At 39.0% G+C, this 21,297-nt stretch carries 17 protein-coding genes; 10 read left to right on the top strand and 7 right to left on the bottom strand.

The genetic code is table 11. The annotated features are described in order from the left end of the window. Positions 1–44: 44 nt before the first annotated feature. Positions 45–308 carry an accessory factor UbiK family protein gene (locus L655_RS0113505; protein WP_007582099.1) on the bottom strand — a complete coding sequence of 88 codons (264 nt, stop codon included), beginning with the start codon at positions 306–308 and terminating at the stop codon, positions 45–47. Between the two features lie 162 nt (positions 309–470). Between L655_RS0113505 and rep the strand changes: the two genes are divergently transcribed. Continuing rightward, positions 471–2,489 carry a DNA helicase Rep gene (gene rep / locus L655_RS0113500; protein WP_024605304.1) on the top strand — a complete coding sequence of 673 codons (2,019 nt, stop codon included), beginning with the start codon at positions 471–473 and terminating at the stop codon, positions 2,487–2,489. A gap of 15 nt (positions 2,490–2,504) precedes the next feature. Here rep and L655_RS0113495 read toward each other — a convergent pair whose 3' ends face one another. The 3 genes from L655_RS0113495 to elbB all read right to left on the bottom strand — a co-directional run bounded on the left by L655_RS0113495 (position 2,505) and on the right by elbB (position 6,510). Beyond that, positions 2,505–5,069: a diguanylate cyclase gene (locus L655_RS0113495; RefSeq protein WP_024605303.1), complete on the bottom strand. Its 2,565-nt coding sequence runs from the start codon at positions 5,067–5,069 to the stop codon at positions 2,505–2,507. Positions 5,070–5,233: 164 nt separating this feature from the next. After that, on the bottom strand, positions 5,234–5,629 hold the full coding sequence (locus L655_RS0113490) for a cytochrome c5 family protein (protein WP_002959908.1): 396 nt from the start codon (positions 5,627–5,629) through the stop codon (positions 5,234–5,236). 233 nt (positions 5,630–5,862) lie between these two features. Next, positions 5,863–6,510 carry an isoprenoid biosynthesis glyoxalase ElbB gene (gene elbB / locus L655_RS0113485; RefSeq protein ID WP_024605302.1) on the bottom strand — a complete coding sequence of 216 codons (648 nt, stop codon included), beginning with the start codon at positions 6,508–6,510 and terminating at the stop codon, positions 5,863–5,865. A 524-nt stretch (positions 6,511–7,034) separates the two neighbouring features. On the opposite strand from elbB, the gene polA reads away from it, so the two are divergent. The 3 genes from polA (at position 7,035) to L655_RS0113465 (ending at position 11,362) form a co-directional block, all read left to right on the top strand. Beyond that, positions 7,035–9,770, top strand: coding sequence for a DNA polymerase I (gene polA, locus L655_RS0113480; protein ID WP_002959914.1), 2,736 nt, complete (start codon positions 7,035–7,037; stop codon positions 9,768–9,770). Between the two features lie 489 nt (positions 9,771–10,259). After that, positions 10,260–10,847 (top strand): YceI family protein, encoded by a 588-nt coding sequence (locus L655_RS0113470; protein WP_024605301.1) that lies wholly within the window; start codon positions 10,260–10,262, stop codon positions 10,845–10,847. Continuing rightward, positions 10,844–11,362: a DUF1285 domain-containing protein gene (locus L655_RS0113465; RefSeq protein WP_024605300.1), complete on the top strand. Its 519-nt coding sequence runs from the start codon at positions 10,844–10,846 to the stop codon at positions 11,360–11,362. Before L655_RS0113470 ends, L655_RS0113465 begins: the two co-directional genes overlap by 4 nt. Positions 11,363–11,371: 9 nt before the next feature. Here the strand turns inward: L655_RS0113465 and yihA are convergent, their stop codons facing one another. Further along, on the bottom strand, positions 11,372–12,040 hold the full coding sequence (gene yihA, locus L655_RS0113460) for a ribosome biogenesis GTP-binding protein YihA/YsxC (protein WP_007377272.1): 669 nt from the start codon (positions 12,038–12,040) through the stop codon (positions 11,372–11,374). A gap of 281 nt (positions 12,041–12,321) precedes the next feature. Between yihA and L655_RS0113455 the strand changes: the two genes are divergently transcribed. From L655_RS0113455 to L655_RS0113445, 3 genes are all read left to right on the top strand, one after another. Next, positions 12,322–12,954, top strand: a complete 633-nt coding sequence (locus L655_RS0113455; RefSeq protein ID WP_024596955.1) for a c-type cytochrome — start codon at positions 12,322–12,324, stop codon at positions 12,952–12,954. Positions 12,955–13,706: 752 nt separating this feature from the next. Further along, on the top strand, positions 13,707–14,291 hold the full coding sequence (gene yihI, locus L655_RS0113450; protein ID WP_002959924.1) for a Der GTPase-activating protein YihI: 585 nt from the start codon (positions 13,707–13,709) through the stop codon (positions 14,289–14,291). A 12-nt stretch (positions 14,292–14,303) separates the two neighbouring features. Further along, positions 14,304–14,819, top strand: a complete 516-nt coding sequence (locus tag L655_RS0113445) for a DUF2489 domain-containing protein (RefSeq protein ID WP_024605299.1) — start codon at positions 14,304–14,306, stop codon at positions 14,817–14,819. A gap of 62 nt (positions 14,820–14,881) precedes the next feature. On the opposite strand, the gene hemN is transcribed toward L655_RS0113445, so the two are convergent. Continuing rightward, on the bottom strand, positions 14,882–16,255 hold the full coding sequence (hemN, locus tag L655_RS0113440; RefSeq protein WP_024605298.1) for an oxygen-independent coproporphyrinogen III oxidase: 1,374 nt from the start codon (positions 16,253–16,255) through the stop codon (positions 14,882–14,884). A gap of 122 nt (positions 16,256–16,377) precedes the next feature. After that, the gene (gene yjgA / locus L655_RS0113435; protein WP_007582068.1) at positions 16,378–16,911 is read right to left on the bottom strand and encodes a ribosome biogenesis factor YjgA; all 534 of its coding nucleotides are present in this window, start codon (positions 16,909–16,911) and stop codon (positions 16,378–16,380) included. Positions 16,912–17,055: 144 nt separating this feature from the next. Between yjgA and pmbA the strand changes: the two genes are divergently transcribed. The 3 genes from pmbA to L655_RS0113420 all read left to right on the top strand — a co-directional run bounded on the left by pmbA (position 17,056) and on the right by L655_RS0113420 (position 21,286). Further along, the gene (gene pmbA / locus L655_RS0113430) at positions 17,056–18,405 is read left to right on the top strand and encodes a metalloprotease PmbA (RefSeq protein ID WP_024600410.1); all 1,350 of its coding nucleotides are present in this window, start codon (positions 17,056–17,058) and stop codon (positions 18,403–18,405) included. 72 nt (positions 18,406–18,477) lie between these two features. Next, positions 18,478–18,963 carry a DUF721 domain-containing protein gene (locus L655_RS0113425; protein ID WP_024605297.1) on the top strand — a complete coding sequence of 162 codons (486 nt, stop codon included), beginning with the start codon at positions 18,478–18,480 and terminating at the stop codon, positions 18,961–18,963. Between the two features lie 247 nt (positions 18,964–19,210). Continuing rightward, a complete protein-coding gene (locus tag L655_RS0113420) occupies positions 19,211–21,286 on the top strand; it encodes a M13 family metallopeptidase (RefSeq protein WP_024605296.1) in 2,076 nt (691 codons plus the stop codon). Positions 21,287–21,297 lie beyond the last annotated feature (11 nt).

The following is a 21,297-nucleotide window of genomic DNA, read 5'->3' as shown; positions in this document are numbered from 1 at the left end:
ACGCAAAAGGCAGCCTAAGCTGCCTTTTTTGTACACTAAATTAATTATTCAGCGTCAGTTTTAGTGCTAAGTTGTTGCTCAAGCAATGCAACTTTAGCTTCAAGTTCGGTTAGTTTTTCGCGAGTACGAATAAGTACTTGGCTTTGCACATCAAATTCTTCACGGCTCACAAAATCCATCTCAGCAAGCTTGTTTTGTAAAACTTGCTTTGTTTTACCTTCGAGTGTCTCTGCTAGGTTTTTTACACCTTGTGGCATATTGCTAGTAATTTGCTTAGCAATTTCTTCAAGTTTTGCTGGGTTGATCATATTTGTCCCTTCGATGCGGCCTAAAATAATAATAACTAATATTACCTTATACCCACGGTATTTAACACATGATCATCTTTACCTTAATTAATTAAGGCAATTGCTATGCTCGCAGTAATGGTTACGTTAAAATTGCGCGTCTTTTAAATTTCTTTGGTCGTTATGAAACTCAATCCTAAACAAGATGAAGCCGTAAAATATATTAGTGGTCCATGCTTAGTACTCGCAGGCGCAGGCTCTGGTAAAACCCGTGTTATTACGAATAAAATCGCTTATTTAGTGAAAAAATGTGAGTACAAAGCGCGAAATATAGCCGCTGTTACTTTTACCAATAAAGCAGCCAAAGAAATGCGTGAACGAGTACTGCAAACACTTGGTAAACAAGACGCCAAAGGTTTGTGGGTATCGACGTTTCATACACTCGGTTTAGAAATAATAAAAAAAGAGTTAAGCACATTAGGGTTTAAACCCGGCTTTTCGTTATTTGATGATCAAGATACCAATCAGCTTCTTAGTGAACTCACCGAAGATGAGCTAAAAAAAGACAAGGACTTACTCAAACTACTTAAAATGGAAATTGGTAGTTGGAAAAACGAATTAGTACTGCCAGAGCAAGCAATACGCGAAGCGCGTGATGCGCAAAAGGCATTGTTTGCACAGCTGTATGCTCGCTACCAAAATCAGCTACGTGCTTATAACGCACTGGATTTTGATGATTTAATTATGATCCCTACTTTGTTACTTACTAATAACGCCACATCTCGTGAGCGCTGGCAGCAACGCTTTAAATACTTGCTGGTGGATGAGTATCAAGATACCAATACAAGCCAATATCAACTTGTTAAATTGCTAGTAGGCGAGCGTGCCCGTTTTACTGTTGTAGGTGATGACGATCAATCAATTTACTCATGGCGTGGTGCTCGCCCGCAAAACTTAGTGTTATTAGGTAAAGACTACCCAGGGCTTAGACTTATAAAACTTGAGCAAAACTATCGAAGTGCAGGGCGAATACTAAAAGCGGCTAACATTTTAATTGCGAATAACCCACATGACATAGAGAAAAAGTTATTTAGTGAACTAGGTTATGGTGAGCCGATTAAAGTAATAGGGTGCCGCGATGAAGAGCATGAATCTGAGCGTGTGGTTGCTGAAATAATTTCACATAAGTTTATGAAGCGTACCAGCTATAAAGATTACGCGATTTTATATCGTGGTAATCATCAAGCACGTGGCTTTGAAAAATCTTTAATGAGTAACCGTATCCCTTATAAAATTAGTGGCGGTATGTCGTTTTTCGCTCGCTCAGAAATTAAAGATATTATGGCGTATTTACGTTTGCTAGTTAATCAAGATGATGACAATGCATTTTTACGTATCGTAAATACACCGCGACGCGAAATAGGCACGGTTACACTTGAAAAGCTTGGTACGCTTGCTAACGAAAAACACGCGAGCTTATTTGCTACCTGTTTTGATAACGATTTAGGCTACAGACTAAAAGGGCGTGGTTTTAATGCGCTTGCTGGGTTTGCACGCTGGGTTGTTGAGCTATCAGATAACGCAGTACGCGGTGATACGCTCGAAGCTGTTAAAGACTTAGTGCGTAATATTAATTACGAGGCATATTTGTACGAGTCGTCACCGAGTGCTAAAGCGGCTGAAATGCGTATGAAAAACGTATCTGAGTTGTATCGTTGGATAACAGATATGTTGACCGGTGATGCCGACAACGAACCAATGACATTAGCCGAGGTTGTTAGCAAGCTAACCCTTCGCGATATGCTTGAGCGTAACGAAGAAGAAGATGAAACCGATGCAGTGCACTTATCAACACTGCATGCATCTAAGGGCTTAGAGTACCCATACGTATTTATGGTAGGTATGGAGGAGGGCTTACTTCCGCATCAGGTAAGTATTGATGAAGATAACGTAGATGAAGAACGCCGCTTAGCTTATGTTGGTATTACTCGTGCGCAGCAGGAGTTAACACTTACTTATGCAAAAATACGTCGTCAATTTGGTGAAACCTCACAAACTGAGTTAAGCCGATTTGTACAAGAGTTACCGCAGGACGATCTCGCGTTCGAAAACAAAAAGGCGCCAAATACGCAAGCAGAGCGAATGGAAAAAGGCCAAGCAAGAGTCGCTAACCTTCGCGCCATGTTTAAAAAGCCTGAGTAATACCTCAGGCTAATTTTATAAAGACTGGGTTGCTTGTATTTCAGGTAACTCAGAACACACTAGAGCGTGTTGTTTTCCCACAAAAAATGCCAAACCGTGCTTGTCTAGTAAAGCTCTAAAATTAAGTATTGATGGGCCTTTAGCAATGACTTTCATTGCTTTGAGCTTCGTAATTGCAAGCACGCCCTGTAGCTGAAAATCGTAACTTTCTTGTTGTAAAACACGTTTACTAAAGGTCGAGCTAAGTAGCAGATAGTCAAAATTAATATCGGTTAGTAAATTAAGTTCGCATCGATCTTTAGCGAAATTGTTTAAACCAATTGAATAACCAAGTTGTGATAGCTTTTTGAGGTTTTCTATTTGTGTTGCGCTTGCGTGACGAATTTCTTGTTCATCAAATAGCAAACAGAGCTGGCTATGTCCTTGTTGTTTATTTAGCGTATCTGTAAATAAAACAAATTCGTGCTCCTCGAGTAGTAAACCAGAGCAAGGAACCAGCGCCATAGTTACATTTGCGGTAATTGCTTGTGCATAAGCGCGTTGTAATAACTGTAACTCTATCTCGAGGTGCTGTTCTTTATCTGATGCAAACTTTTTCAAAATATCAAAGCTAGTAAAGCCAAGTATTGGGTGTTCACCAAATGCTTCAAATAAAGATTCAGACTGATGTTGTTCATCAAGAGTAATTATTTCTGAGCTTCTAAAACTCATAGGCAATATATCAAGGTGATGCTGTGCTTTTAGTGCCTGCGCAGGTATTGATTGCGTTAATAGCGGATGAAATAGCTCGTAGCGATTTTTTCCGGAGTTTTTAGCGTGATACATTGCAGCATCGGCATCACGAATAATTTCATCCGTATGCGTATAGCTTTTCTTTGAGTAGGTTATTCCTATACTTGCACCACTTTGAAGTGATTCGCCTTTAAGGAAAAAAGGCTTTTTCATTAAATCGATAATACGATTAGCGACATCTTCTGCTTGTTGAGGCTCAGTTAAGTGCGTTAATAAAATAACAAACTCATCGCCACCTAAGCGTGCTAGTAAATCGTGTTCGCGGATACATTGGGCGAATAACTCACTAACATTAATTAAAAACTGATCGCCAGCATGGTGGCCCAACTGGTCATTAATATCTTTAAATTTATCTAAATCGATAAATAAAACGGCAAAGTGATGCTCAGGAAAACGTTGATAATGTTGTAGCGTTTTTTCAAGCTGAGTTAAAAATAGGCTACGATTAGGTAAGCTAGTAAGTGAATCATGATGTGCATCATGATAAAGCTGTTGCTCTATTTTTTTACGCTCATCAATTTGCATTTGTAAGTGAAGATTAGTTTGGCGCAATTCTTTGGTTTTTTCGTTTACTCTAAATTCGAGTTCTTGGTGGCTTTTTGCAATCGCTTGATTGGCTAGCTTTGTTTGCAAAACAGCTGCAATTTGATGTGATACAAAGGTAATTAATTCACAATCATCTTGGCTGAAAATATGTTTATTATCGTAAGCTTGGCAAACAATAAGGCCGATAACACCTTGAGCAGTTTTAAGTGGAGCGCCTAGCCAACTGGTGGCCATTTGCTCTTTTTGTACAGGCTTGGCTCTTTGTACTACACCGCTTTCTATTAATTCTTTTGCCCTACATGGGTGTATTAGTTGTGTTTCTTCAGTGCTTATTACCAATTCACTATAACCTTTAGCAAAGCGTCTTGGTTTTGTATTTTCTTTAAATTCATCAACACAATAAGGAAAGCTTATCCAGCCAGACTCTTTATCATAAAGTGCAATATATAAGTTTTCTGCATAGGTAATTGTTTTTATTATTTGATGTATCTTAAAATAAGCGTCATCAAGGTTTTTAGCTTGCGTTGCTATTTCAGATATTTTGAACAGAATTTGTTGACGTTGAAGTGCGCGTTTACGTTGCTCTATTTCAAGGTTCAATGCATCGTTACTTTGAGTGAGTGCTCGGGTGCGAATTTTTACTTCCGATTCAAGGAGCTCTCGTTTTTTTACACGCTCTATCGCAGTTGCTAAATAAAGCGACATAAACTCGAGTAATTGTATTTGTTGTGAACTATAACCTTGTTTTGTATCGTAACTTTGCGCTGCTAATACACCAATAATATTATGTTCTTGGTAAACAGGTACACCTACCCAATGCTCTGCTGGTGTGCCTAATGCTTTAAATAAGCCTTCGGCTGCAGCGTCTTGCATTTGCTTCTTCGTAAAGCATGTTGTTTTACCTTGCTTAAACACATAACCAGTTGCTCCTTCATCAAAGCTATTTGATTGATTAAGGGCAACAGCAATACCGTCTTTTTCATCTGAAAAGTAAGAAAGTTCTAGTGATTGGCTGTATTGATTTAGCAGCACCACATAAAAACTTTTACTAGGTACGTACTTTTGTAAAATGTCATGGATGGCAGGGTATAGCAGGGTTAGCTCGGCCACAGTACTTGCCTGCTCTGATAATTGGATCAGGGCATTTTGTAAGTGATGTGATTGTCTGTATTTTTCGAGAAGCGCTTTAAGGCGTTTATTTTGATACGCCAATTTACTCGATACTGATAGTTTATCTTCCAATGATCTAACCGGCTATTTTTATTGTATAGTTATTAGCCTTATACTTTCACTTTTAGTGCTTATCGTCAAGTTGATATTCCTACTAAAGCAGTAGCTAGACACACTATTTTAGGCATTAAAAAAGGCTTACAGAAGTAAACCTTTTTTGTATATTTCAATCGAGCTTATTTAGATGTCATAAAGTCGATAGCAGCGCTAATCTCATCATCAGAACAATCCATACACGTGCCTTTTGGAGGCATAGCATTAAAGCCATTTAGTGCATGCTCAAGTAAAGTGTCTTTACCTTTAGCAATACGTGGAGCCCAATCGTCAGCCGATTTAGGCGCGCCTAGTGCACCAGTGCCGTGACATGCAAAACATGCACCTTGATATACTTGCTCACCAGAACGAGGACCTGTAGGCGCCGCTGCAACTGCAGCTTTATCGCCTTCAAGGTATACAGCACCAACCGGCGCGAGACGTGCTTTAATTGCATCTTCAGTCATAGAGTTATCATATGGCTGTGCGTATGCAGTGGTTGCTAGCAATAATAATGCTGCAGCTGTTAATTTTTTCATTTTGCCTTGCTCACTTCGATTTGAACGTGATCAATCACGATTAAAGATGACGGAAATTAAACCGATTATAACTCTCTGAGCCAATTTATAAAATGCTAAGAGCCGTTTTTATTAATAAAACTGACTACTTTTTGCGTTAACGCAATAAAATTTAATTATTTACTGTTTTTTGTTAAGCAATTTAATAAGCGCAATCAGTCATTCAATTAACTTTTTAGATCCTAAGATCAAAATCAATTTATTGATAATACGCTACTAACTAGTTTTGCGATCCCTGCGTCGGCTTCAAGAATCGATTCTGCCAACATGTAAGCAGGGGTGGTAACTAACTTATTTGGTTCATCGATAACTACACCGTCAACCGCACAATCTATATGTTTAGCGCCTAATGTGCTTAGCGCTTGTGCTGTCTCTACATCATTACCAATAGTAAGTGCGGCGTTATCGTAAATAAATGGGATCAATGTGGGTGCGATACACATATAACCTGCAGGCTTATTCGCTTTTGCAAATGATTTACAAGCATTAAGGACGTCCTGATTGATATTTGCTTTTGCGCCTTTAATTGCAAAATCGCATAAGTTTTTTGCAGCACCGAAACCGCCAGGTACAATTAATGCGTCAAACTGAGTCACGTCTAGTTTAATCAGTGATTTAATGTCACCTCGTGCAATGCGAGCAGCTTCTGTTAATACATTGCGTTTATCAGGCATTACTTCACCTGTTAAATGGTTAATGGTATGAAGTTGTTCAATATCTGGTGCAAAACACTGATACGTTGCGCCATTTTTGGCTATATGTAATAAAGTTAAAATTGCTTCATTAATTTCACTACCATCGTACACACCAGACCCTGCTAATATTACTGCTACGTTTTTCATGCTTTTGTGCCCCTAAAGTCTTTTTTATAAGTCGATCGGATGGAGTTTAACATGCTCAAAATTTCTCGCGAAAATAAATTTTTAGTACAAAAATCATTCGCAGTGCAAGTCGTTTTGCGGTTTATGCCATTTGCGATCACTTTGCCTTTAAAAAAATTATAAAGGATCGCTATGATCTTCGATCCATTGTGCTAGAATACTCCTCCGGTTATTTAAATGGACGCGAATAATCAAAGTGAATAACAACAGAAGCAGTCGTTAGAAAACCTTTTTCCACATTGGTTTAAAATAATAAAAAAAGAACCTCGTATTATCTTTTTTAAATTAAAACATACAGTTAAAGTATTTTCTAGGCATTTTTTAATGCTTTGGAAGAATAGCTCGTGGCTGTTATCTACACACTTATCCACAGCTTGCTCTAGTTTTAATAACACGATAAACAGTAATTCACAGTCGTTTTATTTACTACCTTATGGCATGCTTATAATTACCTTAATTTTTTGCATTTAGGATCCAAATTCACCATGGCTCAGATCCCCGAAAACCCACTTATTTTAGTTGATGGCTCGTCATATTTATTTCGTGCTTATCATTCTCCGCCGCATTTAACTAATTCTAAAGGTGAGGCTACGGGCGCTATTTACGGCGTGATCAACATGCTTAAAAGCTTGATCAGACAATATGATCCCTCACATATGGTGGTTATATTTGATGCTAAAGGCAAAACGTTCCGTAACGATATGTATAGCGAATATAAGGCAAATCGCCCGCCGATGCCGGATGACTTACGTACGCAAATAGCACCAATACATAGCATTATCAAAGCGATGGGTTTTCCGCTAATTAGTATCGAAGGCGTTGAAGCTGATGATGTTATTGGCACATTTGCACGCATTGCAACTGAGCAAAAACGGCATGTCCTTGTCTCCACTGGCGATAAAGATATGGCGCAACTTGTAAATGAACACGTTACATTAATAAACACGATGACCGACAGTATTTCAGACCCTGTTACCGTAGTTGAAAAGTTTGGTGTAGGCCCCGAACTTATTATCGATTACTTGGCACTAATGGGCGATAAGGTCGATAATATCCCAGGTGTTGAAGGCTGTGGTCCAAAAACGGCCGTTAAGTGGTTAGAGAAATATGGCTCGTTGCAAGGTGTAATGGATCACGCAAGTGAGATTAAGGGTAAAATAGGTGAAAAGTTAGCTGCAGCTCTCGATCATCTGCCTTTAAGCTACGAGCTTGCAACAATTAAGTGCGATGTTGAAGTTGAATCAGATCTTGATACGTTCAAACTACAAGAGCCAAATAAAGACGAATTAATTGCACTATATGGTGAGTGCGAATTTCGTCGTTGGTTAGCTGAGTTACTAGATAACCCCAAAGATGCAGAAACACATTTAGCTGTACCTACCGAAGCCACTGAATTACCAAAAGTAGAAGACGCTCATTACGAAACTATTTTAACGCAAGCGCAATTTGATACGTTAATAGAGCAATTAAATAGTGCCGAGTTATTTGCATTTGATACAGAAACTACCAGCCTTGATTACATGAAAGCGCAATTAGTGGGTATGAGTTTTGCCGTAAAAGCGGGTGAAGCTGTGTATTTACCTCTAGCGCATGACTACCCAGGTGCGCCTGAGCAACTAAGTCTGGAATTTGTAATGCAAAAGCTAGGTCCAATTTTGGCCGATGAAAACAAAGCTAAAGTAGGGCAAAACCTTAAATACGACAAAAGTGTATTAGCGAATGCAGGTTTTGCGCTAAACGGTATTAAGTTTGACACCATGCTTGAGTCATACGTATTTAATAGTGTGGGTACACGCCACGATATGGACTCGCTAGCACTTAAATATCTAGGTCATAAAAATATTAGCTTTGAAGATATTGCTGGCAAAGGTAAAAAGCAACTTACCTTCAACCAAATTGAACTTGAAAAAGCTGCGCCTTACGCTGCAGAAGATGCCGATATTACTTTGCGCCTACATGAAGTGCTTTGGCCAAAAATAGCGGCTGATGAAAAGCTAAAATCTGTATTCGAAGATATAGAAATGCCACTTGTTAGTGTGATTTCTGATATTGAACGAACCGGCGTTGCAATAGATAGTAATATGCTTGCAGCACACAGTATGCGTTTAGGCGAGCGTTTAATTGAGCTTGAAAAAGAAGCATTTGAAATAGCAGGGGAACCATTTAATTTAAGCTCTCCTAAGCAACTACAAGTACTGTTGTTTGAAAAGCTTGGCCTGCCTATTATCAAAAAAACACCTAAAGGTGCACCTTCTACCGCAGAAGAAGTATTGCAAGAGCTTGCTCATGATTATCCACTACCTAAAGTAATCATAGAGCATCGTGGTTTATCAAAGCTTAAATCAACTTACACTGATAAATTACCATTAATGGTGAATGAGAAAACCCAGCGTGTACATACGTCATATCATCAGGCAATTACAGCAACGGGGCGCTTGAGTTCAACCGATCCTAATTTACAAAATATTCCTATTCGTTCAGAAGAAGGGCGTCGAATTCGTGAAGCGTTTATAGCTGCTGATGGTTATAAAATTGTCGCTGCCGATTACAGCCAAATTGAGCTGCGTATTATGGCGCATCTTTCACAAGACAAAGGTTTATTAAATGCATTTGCTAACGGCTTAGATGTACACAGTGCAACTGCCGCTGAAGTATTTGGTGTAGAGCTTGATGATGTAACTACCGATATGCGCCGCAAGGCAAAAGCAGTAAATTTTGGCTTAATTTACGGTATGTCGGCATTTGGTTTAGCACGTCAACTAGATGTGCCGCGCCACGAAGCGCAGCATTACATAGATAAGTATTTTGAGCGTTTTCCAGGTGTATTAGAGTACATGGAAACAACACGCGAAAAAGCGGCTGAAAATGGCTATGTTGAAACAATATTTGGTCGCCGCCTACATTTGCCAGAAATAAACGCACGTAATGGCGCGCGCAGAAAAGGAGCCGAACGTGCTGCTATAAACGCACCAATGCAAGGTACTGCTGCTGATATTATTAAAAAGGCAATGCTGAGCGTTAACCGCTGGGTACACGAACAAGCGCCAAATACGATTAAGTTACTTATGCAAGTACACGATGAATTGGTATTTGAAATTAAAACAGACTGCGCACCAGAATACACAAAACATATTTGTGAGCTGATGTCGCAAGCTGCAGCGCTTGATGTGCCGCTTATTGTTGAAGCCGATGAAGGTGACAACTGGGAACAAGCCCATTAATGCAATTTGAGCATTTTAATTAAAGCGCCTTTTGGCGCTTTTTTTATGTTTAATAAAAATGAGAATAACAGCTATTTAATTAGCTATATGCAAGCTTTAGTTAAAATAAGGTTAATTTAAGCAACTATTTGTATTAAATAGTTATATGTTCGTCAATTCGAGCTGTTTTACAGGAATATGATTGTATTTTAATGCGTGCTTTTGTTAAAGTCCCGCCTGTCCTATCCTGTAGGACATCCTGTTGATGATGCATCTGAAAGGGTGCAACAAATTGATAGCTTCTCCCCAGTTTGCTATACCGGCCTACCAACTTGTTTGGTGGGCCGTTTTTTGTTTTACGCCTAAAAATCCTATCTAATTAATTCTTTTTTGCGCTATACCAATTGTATTGTGCATTCGTCACTTCGAGGTGGTTTGGGTACATCGCAGGTGATACCATCGAAGTGCTATCATTTTTATTCTTTTCATTTTATTACTAAGGAGTGCGTTATGTTTAAAGCATTAGCTATTGCAGGTTTTTCTTTATCAAGTTTAGTTATTTCTAATGTTGCTCAGGCTAATTGGCAGCTAGTGAATGATAAAAGCCAACTAAGCTTTGTTTCAATTAAAAAAGATTCGATTGCTGAAGCTCACCATTTTACTAACCTTGAAGGTATGCTTTCTGATAAAGGTGAGTTTAGCGTTAATGTTGATTTAACATCAGCCGAAACTCTAATCCCTATTCGTAATGAGCGTTTAGCTACATTTTTATTCGAAGCGGCTAAATTCCCCAATGCTGTTTTAACTGCAAATTTAACTAAAGAGCTAAGTAATATCAAAAAACCTGGTCAATATGTATTGAAGGGTATTAAAGCTGAGCTTGATTTTCATGGTAATAAAAAACCATTGGCAATTGATGTACTCGTTAACAGCACGCAAAGTGGTGATTTAACGGTATCATCATTAACACCTATTATTATTAATAGTGATGATTTTGGTGTAACCGAAGGCGTTAAAAAGCTGCAAGAGTTAGCGGGCTTGCCTTCAATTGCCACAGCTGTGCCTGTTACATTTGCAATAACACTTAAAAAACAGTGATTTCTTTAAGTGAGCTTAGCAAGCGATTAAGCGAGCCAAGCAAACCTTTTGATAGTTGGCAGCCTAACCATTGTGGGGAGCTGCCAATTGTTATTAATAATGAAGGGAAATGGTTTTACGATGGCAGCGAAATAACACGCCCAGCCATGGTGAAGCTGTTTGCTTCTGTATTGTGTAAAGAAGATGAGCAATTTTATTTAAAAACCCCTGTCGAAAAAATAACAATAACGGTTGAAGATGCGCCGTTTATTATTGTTGATTGGCGTTTTGAAAATACAGCGCAAGGGCAAGTGTTGTGTTGTATTGATAATTTAGCTAGGCAGTGGCTAGTGAGCGCTCAGCAGCCTTTGTATATAAAAGACTACAAAGGTTCAAAGGTGCCTTATTTAAAGCTACCGTATGGTTGTAGTGCGCGAGTTTCACGCAGTGTATTTTATCAGTGGGCTGAAAAAGCCGAGTCTGATAAGCTCGGCTATTTTATTAAATCTGCAGGAAAGCAGTTTTATTTATCGTAACGCCAGCGTTTAAGCCTCTGGGTTTGTTTCGTCTGTGATTGTTTCATCGGTAGGTGGTACAGCAATAACAGGGCCTAAAAACCATTCATCTAGCTTTTTAGCTACTTCTGGTAAACCGGTGCCTTTTAATGATGAAAACGCATGAACTGTAATATCCCCATCAAGCGTGCTTAATTCACGGCGAACTTGCAGTACTTGTGATTTACGAGGGCCTTGCTTTAGTTTGTCGGCTTTAGTTAATAGTGCCAATACTGGAATCTCACTACCAATTGCCCAGTTAATTAAATCACGGTCTAAATCTTTTAATGGATGACGAATATCCATTAAAATAACAATACCTTTTAAGCTTTGACGCTTTTGCAGATATTCACCTAACGACTTTTGCCATTTCTTTTTCATTTCGATTGGTACTTTAGCAAAGCCATAGCCTGGTAAATCGATAAGGCGCATATCGTCAACATCCGCTAAATCGAATGTATTGATTAGCTGAGTACGTCCAGGTGTCTTACTTGTACGTGCTAGCTTCTGATCGGTTAATGCATTTAATGCACTCGACTTACCTGCATTGGAGCGACCGGCAAACGCAACTTCAATTCCCGTATCAGCAGGTAATTTAGTAATGTCGGGAGCGCTTGTTACGAAAGACGCAGTATTATATTTGATACGAGATTTGAGCACAGGCTCTCCTAAAACTTAAAAAAATAACATTGAGTAAACCAAATTCACTCAGGGCGCGTATTTTATACTATAAAGGATGTATTAAAAAGCGTATTTAACCACCTAAAAACAGCACCTATGGTACATTTAAAACATGTTAAAGCTTAATCTAAGTCAAAACCCTGTAAATTATAAGCTTAATATGTGTAGAAAACGTGCCAGAGAATTTATTATCGTGTAGAATATATGTATTACAACATCACGATTGTAGATGATACAGGGTCGGAAACAGAGAATTCACCATGAAAAAAATAGCACTATCTTTAACAATATTGCTTGGTGCGTTGTCAGCAAGCAACGCAACAGCATTTGATGGCGATGTAAACGCAGGTAAAGAAAAATCAGCAACGTGTGCGGCTTGTCACGGCCCAGACGGTAATGCGCCGGTTAATATTTACCCAAAAATTGCAGGTCAACATCCAGATTATATCCTTAAGCAACTTCAGGATTTAAAATTAGGTATGACGTCAGGCGGCAAAGAAGGGCGTATGGATCCAGTAATGAGCGCTATGGCTATGCCACTTAGCGAGCAAGACATGAAAGATCTAGCTGCTTATTTTTCTTCAATGAACATGACTGAAGGTGCTACACCTAAAGATGTTGTTGAAGTTGGCGAAATGCTCTTTAAAGCAGGCGATGCGGAGCGTGGGATTCCTTCATGTGCAGCATGTCATGGTCCACGTGGTAACGGTTCATCACTTGCTAAGTTTCCAAAAATTTCTTTTCAGCATCCTGGATATATCAAGTCTCAACTTGAAAAATTCCGTGATGGAACTCGTCACAATGACTTAAATGGCATGATGGGCGATATAGCGAAGAAATTAACAGATAAAGATATTGAAGTACTTTCTCAGTACTTAGGTGGTTTACACTAAAGTCGTATTTATTTAGCAATTAATAATAAATACACTACAATGTTTTACAAAAAGCAGCCTTGGCTGCTTTTTTTGTGCGTAAAATTAACGATATCACCCGTTAAAATGTAAGACATTGACCATGCGAGAGTGTGAGAAAAATCTTCTTTTTATTTTTTATTTGTCATTAACCTATTGTATTTTATTGTTTATTTGAGTTTAGAATGTAATAAGTATAATAAAAGTTATATAAGCCAGTTGTAACAAAATCATTAACGAGTAAATTAACCACTGTCGCAAAAGAACAATAACAAAACGGAAACAGCTATAAGGAAAGTGGCGCGGCATGATTACATAGCACAAGATTGGTGCTACTAAAGGAAATAATAAAAAAGTGTCAGGATGACCGAAAATAATAAAAAACTCATGGAAGTTTAATAATAAAAACAAAATGGAATGTAACAAGGAACGTAAAAATAATAACAATACGGACTGATAATAATAAAAATAATAAAGACTAAAAAAAGTCGAAGGGAGAAGTGTCCAGATAATGGCGCTCAGATTAGCAGGCGGTAGAGATGTTTTCTCTACCGCCTTTTTATTTGTCCTGTTACAATACCCACCGTTTAAAATTAGCGATTAATTAGCTAAGGCGCTTTTAAATGAGAAACCCAACCTCTATAGCGCAAACTGAATTCTTCTGGCTAGGCCAGCACTGCGATGCCCATTAATTTGCGCTTCGCTCAAAACCTCTTAAGTGAGATGATCAAGATATGAGTAGAACTAAAAAGTCACGCAAAAGCCCAGCAAACGGACCTGTTCGTTTAAGCCAAGATAAGCTTAAAGAAATGCGCGCATTAAAAGAGCAGCGAGTTAAAAAAACCAAAGGCGCAAAGCCCGGTTCTCGTAATGCGCCAGATTTACTGGATAGCGAAAGCCAAAATAGTAATCACGCGCCTAAAGATAAGCGTGTAGGCAGTAAAAAGCCTGTGCCGTTAATCGCAACCGCGCCAGAGCCTAAAGTTGAAATGAAACGCAACTTAAAGCCAACTATTGAGCTGAAAAAAGTAATCGAGCCTGAATTTACACCTGAACAAGAGCTAGAAGCACTTGAGAATGATGAACGTTTACTTAAATTAGTAGAGCGTCATGAAAAAGGTGAAATGCTAACAGGTAAAGATGCTAAGTACTTTAATAGTCGCATTGCTCGTCATCAGGCGTTATGTGAAATTCTTGGTATTGAAGATGAGGACGAAGACGAGTTTGAAGATGACCTTGAAAGCCAAGGCAATTCTGATTTCGATCAATACTTATCTGATGATTTAGCCAACGAATGGTTAGATGAAGACGACAAATAGTAAGGATAAATAATGAGTACCTCGGTAATTTTAGCCTTACTTTTAGGCGCTGCTATCATAGCTGGTTTGGCATTTTATGCGGGTCAGTTGCTGTATAAGTTAAATGCGCAAAAAAAGTTAATTGCTAAAACGCAGGCTGAACAAAAGCAAAAGCTTGAAAAGTCGCGTTTAAAGCGAAACGCAAAACTAGCCGATAGTATTCATTTAATCGCACGTGCAATGAATGAAGAGCAGTGTGAGTTTTCTGAAGGCTGTTTACGTATTTGGGTACTTATGTCTCAGTATGCCTTTGAAAGCGAGCGTGATTTAACGACACAATATCCTGGCATTTATAAAATGTACCAGGTAGTTAAAGAAATGCCGACACACGATGCACGTAAAAAATACGCTAAAAAAGAGATTTTTAAGCTAGATAAGGCCCGCTGGCAAGCTGAAGAAACACTCAAAGATGAAGTTAAAGCCGATTGCGCTAAAATTATCATTGAGTTTAAAGCGGCTCCTGGCAGCGATAAAGTGGTTTTTAACTAGTTTTTCGAGTACTCAGAAAAAGCAGACCTTGGTCTGCTTTTTTTATACCGGACAGTTTTTAGTTAAATCACTCGTGAAAAGCGTGTCGCATTTATTTGTTTTTGTAAATGAGCGTCAAAGCACATGCAAATAATACGAATGAATAAGTTGCCGCGTGGTGTTACGCTAATTTTATTATCATTTATAGTGACTAGTTCATCTTTTATAAGTGGCGTAAGCGCAATTAGCGCATCCTCAAAGTAGTCATTAAATATAAGCGCATGCTTTTTACTAAAGTCTTGTATATCTAATTCAAACTGGCAAATGAGCTGCTTAATTGCATCAGCACGAATTACATCATCATGCGTTAAGTGCATACCTTTATTAAGGGCACAGCCGATTTGTGTTTCGATGCTGTGGTAATAATGTTTTAATTCTTTTTGATTTTGTAAAATGGCAGTGCCAATTTGTGAAATTGATGACACGCCTAAGCCTAATAAATCACAATTTCCATGGGTTGTATAACCTTGAAAATTACGATGTAACTTGCCTTCATTTTGCGCAATAGCTAGTTCGTTATCGGTTTTTGCAAAGTGGTCCATACCAATAAATTGATAGCCTGCTTGCGTCATCTGCTCCAGCGTGTTTTTAAACATAGTGAGTTTATTATGTGCACTGGGTAAATCTGCATCTTTAATCTTACGCTGTGCAGCAAAGCGCTCTGGTAAATGCGCGTAGTTAAACACTGATACTCTGTCAGGGCTTAACTCAATAAGTTGCTCTATAGTTTTCTTAAAGCTCTCCGGTGTTTGCAGAGGAAGCCCGTAAATCATATCTGCATTAATAGATTGAAATCCCAGCTCGCGAGCTTGTGTAATTAATTGCTTAACCGTATCTGCATTTTGCGGGCGATTAACAGCAAGTTGCACGTCGTCGTTAAAGTCTTGAATCCCAAACGAGACACGATTAAAGCCAAGCATCCTTAAATCAACAAGCATGTTATCGGCAAGCGAACGTGGATCTATTTCAATACCGCGTTCAGTAGTTCGCGTAAAATTAAAGTGCTGCTCTAAAAGCTTTATTAAACGGGTCATTTGTTTTGCGGTTAAAAAAGTGGGTGTACCGCCACCTAAATGTAATTGCTCAACCGTGTAGCTTTTAAATAAATGCGCTTGAGCAGTAATTTCTTTTGCTAAAAAGTCGAGATACGTATCTGCTTTAGATTGATGGCGGGTAATTATTTTATTACAGCCACAGTAGTAGCAAAGCTGACTACAAAATGGAATATGAATATATAAAGAAAGTGAACGACTCGTTGACGATTCTATCGCGTTTAGTAAGTTTTGTTGCTGATAACCGTCACGCAGTGATAGAGCCGTGGGGTATGAGGTATAACGCGGGCCAGACACATTATATTTGTTTATTAGGGTTTGATCCCACTGTGGAAGTTTAATCATCACGCGCACCTAAGTATTTATTTAGGGGGATTATAAAAAAGTACGCAGGGAGGCGGTTTGATCTATAACAAAAAAGGTGCCGAAGCACCTTTTTTAATAAAATATCAATTAATACGGTCTAATTAATACGTAACGGTATGTGCATCTTTGAGATATTGAAATAACTCTTTATAACCTTTACCTGGCTTTTCAGCTTTCGCTTCTTTTGCCGCATTACGAACCAATTGACGCATTTGCTGACGATCAAGAGACGGGAACTGCTCAATAGTCTCATTGATAAGATCATCACCTTGTTCAATTAAGTCTGAACGTAGTTGCTCAATTTTTTTGACCAATACTTCAGCTTGGTTATTTTTATTAAGCATTACATCGATAATCGCTCTAATAGCGTCAATGTTTTCTACAGTACGCAACGTTTTAGCAATGTAGTTTAAGTGACGGCGATACGCATCGCTTTTATTACTTATTTTATCAGCAACAACCATTGCCGCTTTTAAATCGTCATTTAATGGCAGGCGTTCGCGCTGTTTTTTACCCATTTTGGCAATTTCAGTACCTAACTGATGAAACTCTTGCGCTTCGCGCTTAAGCTCCGTTCTTGATACGTATTCAATTTCTTCTTCAATTTCAGCAGGCTTGCCTTTTTTCTTTGCCATGGGATGCTCTTAAATAAAAATAACTTTTGCCATTATACATGAATATGATACTTAGGAATATTAGCTGATGTGATGCATTGAGTGTGTTAGCATTTAAATATAAGAAATGCGTGCATTATGCCTCTAAGGCTCAGGACTTAATTTATGAAAAGCCAACAAAACGATCCAATTTATTCTCAAATATCGCAAGTTAAAGATGCGGTAGCAGAAGTACTCGAACATGCTAAAAAATTAGGCGCTACTGCTGCCGAAGCGGCCATGTCTAGTACATCTGGTTTATCGGTTAGTACTCGAATGGGTGAAGTAGAAACCATTGAGTTTAACCAAGATGGCGGCTTAGGCATTAGCGTATATGTTGGTAATAATAAAGGCTCGGCGTCAACCGCTGATTTAAATCCAAAAACGTTGCGTATGGTAGTAGAAAAAGCGATTGATATAGCTAAGTTTACATCTGATGACCCATTTAACGGCGTTGCTGATAAAGAATTGCTAGAATTTAATCCTAAAGATTTAGATTTATACCACCCTTGGGATGTAAGTCCTGAGGAAGGCATTGAGCTTTGTCATGCTGCTGAGCAAGCTGCACTAAATGCTGATGAGCGTATTGTTAACTCTGATGGTGCGAGCTTTTCATCGCATCAAGGGCTACGTGTTTATGGTAATAGCCATGGTTTGATAACCGGTTTTCCACGTACTCGTCATAGCATTAGCACTATGGTGATAGGTCAAGATGGCGAACAGATGCAACGCGACTCTGCTTATACGGTTGCGCGCGATCAAGCGGGTTTAAATGACGCAGCGGCAGTTGGGCTTGAAGCGGCAGCTGAAACGCTCGCTAAATTAAATAGTCAAAAGTTAGGCACAATGAAAGTGCCTGTTATTTTTAGAGCTGATATTGCAAACTCATTGTTTGGTCACTTAGTGTCGGCAATTGGTGGTGGCGCGCTTTATCGTAAATCGAGTTTTTTACTTGATAGTTTGGGCACTCAGGTATTTAGTAATTGTGTAAATATAGCTGAGCGCCCGCATATTTTAAAAGGGTTGGCGTCGTCACCGTTTGATAGCGAAGGCGTTAAAACCATTGACAGAGAAATTATTCAAGGCGGCGAGTTACAAACTTATTTATTAGCAAGCTATGCCGCGCGTAAAATGAATATGACGCCAACAGGGCATGCGGGCGGTATACATAACTGGCTTGTTGAACAAACTCATAACGATTTAACTGCACTATTAAAAACCATGGGCACAGGCTTATTAGTAACCGAGCTAATGGGGCAGGGCGTAAACACAGTAACAGGTGATTACTCTCGTGGTGCTGCTGGTTTTTGGGTTGAAAATGGTGAAATACAATATCCAGTAAGTGAAATTACCATTGCTGGTAATTTAAAAGATATGTTTAAAGGTATATCTGCTATTGGTGGTGACATAGAGCGCCGTGGTGGTATTCAAACTGGCTCAATATTAATAGAGCAAATGCAAATAGCCGGCGCGTAGTATTAATAGGCAGTGTATACTTGGGTCCAGAGTATTATCTCTGGGTCTAAGTGAGCTTTTACGAGGTGTAAAATGGCTAAAGATAGATATGCACCAAAACCGCTAACCGATATTATGGCGGGGTTAAATAATCGTTTATCTGCTTATGCAGGCAAAAGCCAAGCACTTGATACACAGCAAACCTTATTAAAAGATTTTTTAGGTCCTAAGTTGGGTGATAAATGCCGAGTAAGTAATTACCGAGACGGTACGCTAATGATCGAGGCGGTATCTGCACCTATCGCGCTTAGGCTTAACTATCTAAAAATGGATATGCTTTCACATTTTAGAGCCGCCGGGATGGCAGAGCTTGGGCAAATAAAAATCACGGCAAATCCTCAGGCGACTCAGCGATTAAGTACTGCGAATAAGTCGGGCAGTCCTGCAGTTACCAACTCTCGTAAAATGAGTGAGCAAACAGCTGATTACTTAAACGCCATAGCATCTTCGGCCCCTCCTTCTTTAAAAGAAAAACTTGAGCGTTTAGCGCTTCATGGAAAAAATAAAAGCGAGCCTTAACTACCCACCATCTTGTTATTGGTGGGGTCAATTTGGCAGCTCACCGCATTCAAAATACTTTGTTACATATTCCATTTTATTGTTGCCCTAATGAGGTTTATGATACTGGCTGGTAATGTATATTGATTGAAGTCCCTGATACCCATTCCATTAAGTAAAAGCGTGTAGGCAGTGCTATTTTTACTCCTGCTATATTCAAGAATTTAATGGAGTTGGTATTAAATTCTAACTAACAAACGGAATCATTATGAATAAAGTAACAATGGCTGCTGCAAGTATTGCACTTGCACTTGGCTTGGTAGGTTGTGGTGAAAAACAACAAGAAACTAAAGTAACCGACACTCCAGTAGTGACAGCACCTGCTGAAAAACCACTAGAGCTTGGTATTGAATTAGCTAATATGGATAGTTCAGTACGCGCACAAGACGATTTTTACTACCATGTAAATGGCGAGTGGTTAGCTAAAACTGAAATACCAGGTGATAAATCTAACTACGGTTCTTTTTCGCAGTTATATGATGAGTCGCAAAAAGCGATGAAAATAGCCCTTGAAAGTGCAGCCGCAAACAAAGCCGCTAAAAAAGGCAGTGATGAGTACAAAATTGGTGCATTTTATAAAAGCTATATGAATAAAGATGCGCGTAATGAGCTAGGTATTACGCCATTACAACCGTCATTAGATACAATTGATAGCGTTAAATCTAAAGCTGATTTAGTGGGTTTAATGGCTAAAATTCAAAAACAAGGTGGTACTTTACCGTTTGGTTGGTTTGTAAATAACGATGCTAAAAATTCAAGCGAGTATGCATTGTATTTATCTCAGTCGGGTCTTGGTTTACCAGATCGTGATTATTACTCAAACGATGACGAAAAATCCACTAAAATTCGCGCTTCTTACGAGCAATACATCACTGATATTTTAGCTAAGTCAGGCGTTAAGAATGCAGCAGAAGCTGCTAAGAGCGTACTTGCATTTGAAAAAACACTAGCTGATGCACAGTGGAGCCGCGTGCAAAGCCGTGACGCAACTAAATCTTATAACAAGATGACAGTAGCAGACGCAAGCAAGTTGATGGGCGACCTTGATTTAGCTGCATTCTTTAAAGATGCAGGTGTGAGTGCAAGTGACATTATTGTACGTCAACCAAGCTACTTAGAAGCACTAGCTACTATTTACAAAGACACTGATTTAGCGACGTGGAAAAACTACTTAAAATTTCATTTTGTAAGTGGTTATGCAGAGCTACTTAGTGAAGATTTAGTTAACCTTAACTTTGACTTTTACAGCACAACACTTCGTGGCGTAGAAGAACAAGCACCTCTTTGGAAGCAAGCGGTTGATGCATCTAACAGTGTACTTGGTGAAATTTTAGGTAAGGTATACGTTAAAGATAACTTCCCGCCAGAAGCTAAAGCACGCATGGAAGAGTTAGTTGATAACGTAATTAAAGGTTATGGCGTTGCTATCGAAAATCTTGAGTGGATGAGCCCTGAAACAAAGCTTGCAGCGAAAGAAAAACTAGACAAATTTACGCCTAAAATTGGTTACCCAGATACGTGGAAAGATTACTCTGAGCTAGAGATTAACTCAGACGAGCTAGTAGGCAATTACATTCGTTATAGCGAATGGGCATACGCAGACATGATTGCTAAATTGGGTAAACCAGTTGATCGCTCTGAGTGGCACATGACTCCGCAAACAGTAAATGCGTATTACAACCCAGTAAACAATGAAATTGTATTCCCTGCTGCTATTTTACAACCGCCATTCTTTAATTTAGAAGCGGATGATGCTGTAAACTACGGCGCAATTGGCGCAGTAATTGGGCATGAGCTTGGTCATGGTTTTGACGACCAAGGTGCTAAATATGACGGTGACGGTAACTTACGTAACTGGTGGAGTGAGACTGACCTTAAGCAATTTGAAGAGCGTACAGCGGCTTTAGTTGCACAGTATAACGAATATAAACCATTTGAAGATGCAAGTGTTAATGGCGAGCTAACGCTTGGCGAAAACATTGGTGACTTAGGTGGCTTAACGGTTGCGCATAAAGCGTATATGCTATCTTTAGGTGATAAAAAAGCACCTGTGGTTGATGGTTACACAGGCGATCAACGTTTCTTTATGGGTTGGTCACAAATTTGGCGTCGTAACTATCGCGATGAAGAGTTACGTAATCGTTTATTAACAGACCCTCATTCACCAAGTCACTACCGTGTAATCGGTATCCTGTCGAATATGCCTGAGTTTTACGAAGCGTTTGACGTAAAAGAAGGTGATAAAATGTATATCAAACCAGAAGACCGCGTAAAAATCTGGTAATTACATTGTAT

The organism is Pseudoalteromonas sp. TAE79 (assembly GCF_000498015.1).
Classification (GTDB): Bacteria; Pseudomonadota; Gammaproteobacteria; order Enterobacterales; family Alteromonadaceae; genus Pseudoalteromonas.
This window is presented reverse-complemented; position numbering and strand designations above follow the sequence as displayed.

Bases quoted from the DNA above. Each gene is read 5' to 3' on its own strand.
- polA (WP_002959914.1), top strand. From the start codon at position 7,035: ATGGCTCAGATCCCCGAAAACCCACTTATTTTAGTTGATGGCTCGTCA.
- hemN (WP_024605298.1), bottom strand. From the start codon at position 16,255: ATGATTAAACTTCCACAGTGGGATCAAACCCTAATAAACAAATATAAT.
- L655_RS0113425 (WP_024605297.1), top strand. From the start codon at position 18,478: ATGGCTAAAGATAGATATGCACCAAAACCGCTAACCGATATTATGGCG.
- L655_RS0113470 (WP_024605301.1), top strand. From the start codon at position 10,260: ATGTTTAAAGCATTAGCTATTGCAGGTTTTTCTTTATCAAGTTTAGTT.
- L655_RS0113455 (WP_024596955.1), top strand. From the start codon at position 12,322: ATGAAAAAAATAGCACTATCTTTAACAATATTGCTTGGTGCGTTGTCA.
- pmbA (WP_024600410.1), top strand. From the start codon at position 17,056: ATGAAAAGCCAACAAAACGATCCAATTTATTCTCAAATATCGCAAGTT.
- L655_RS0113490 (WP_002959908.1), bottom strand. From the start codon at position 5,629: ATGAAAAAATTAACAGCTGCAGCATTATTATTGCTAGCAACCACTGCA.
- yihI (WP_002959924.1), top strand. From the start codon at position 13,707: ATGAGTAGAACTAAAAAGTCACGCAAAAGCCCAGCAAACGGACCTGTT.
- yjgA (WP_007582068.1), bottom strand. From the start codon at position 16,911: ATGGCAAAGAAAAAAGGCAAGCCTGCTGAAATTGAAGAAGAAATTGAA.
- L655_RS0113445 (WP_024605299.1), top strand. From the start codon at position 14,304: ATGAGTACCTCGGTAATTTTAGCCTTACTTTTAGGCGCTGCTATCATA.
- L655_RS0113505 (WP_007582099.1), bottom strand. From the start codon at position 308: ATGATCAACCCAGCAAAACTTGAAGAAATTGCTAAGCAAATTACTAGC.
- elbB (WP_024605302.1), bottom strand. From the start codon at position 6,510: ATGAAAAACGTAGCAGTAATATTAGCAGGGTCTGGTGTGTACGATGGT.
- rep (WP_024605304.1), top strand. From the start codon at position 471: ATGAAACTCAATCCTAAACAAGATGAAGCCGTAAAATATATTAGTGGT.
- L655_RS0113420 (WP_024605296.1), top strand. From the start codon at position 19,211: ATGAATAAAGTAACAATGGCTGCTGCAAGTATTGCACTTGCACTTGGC.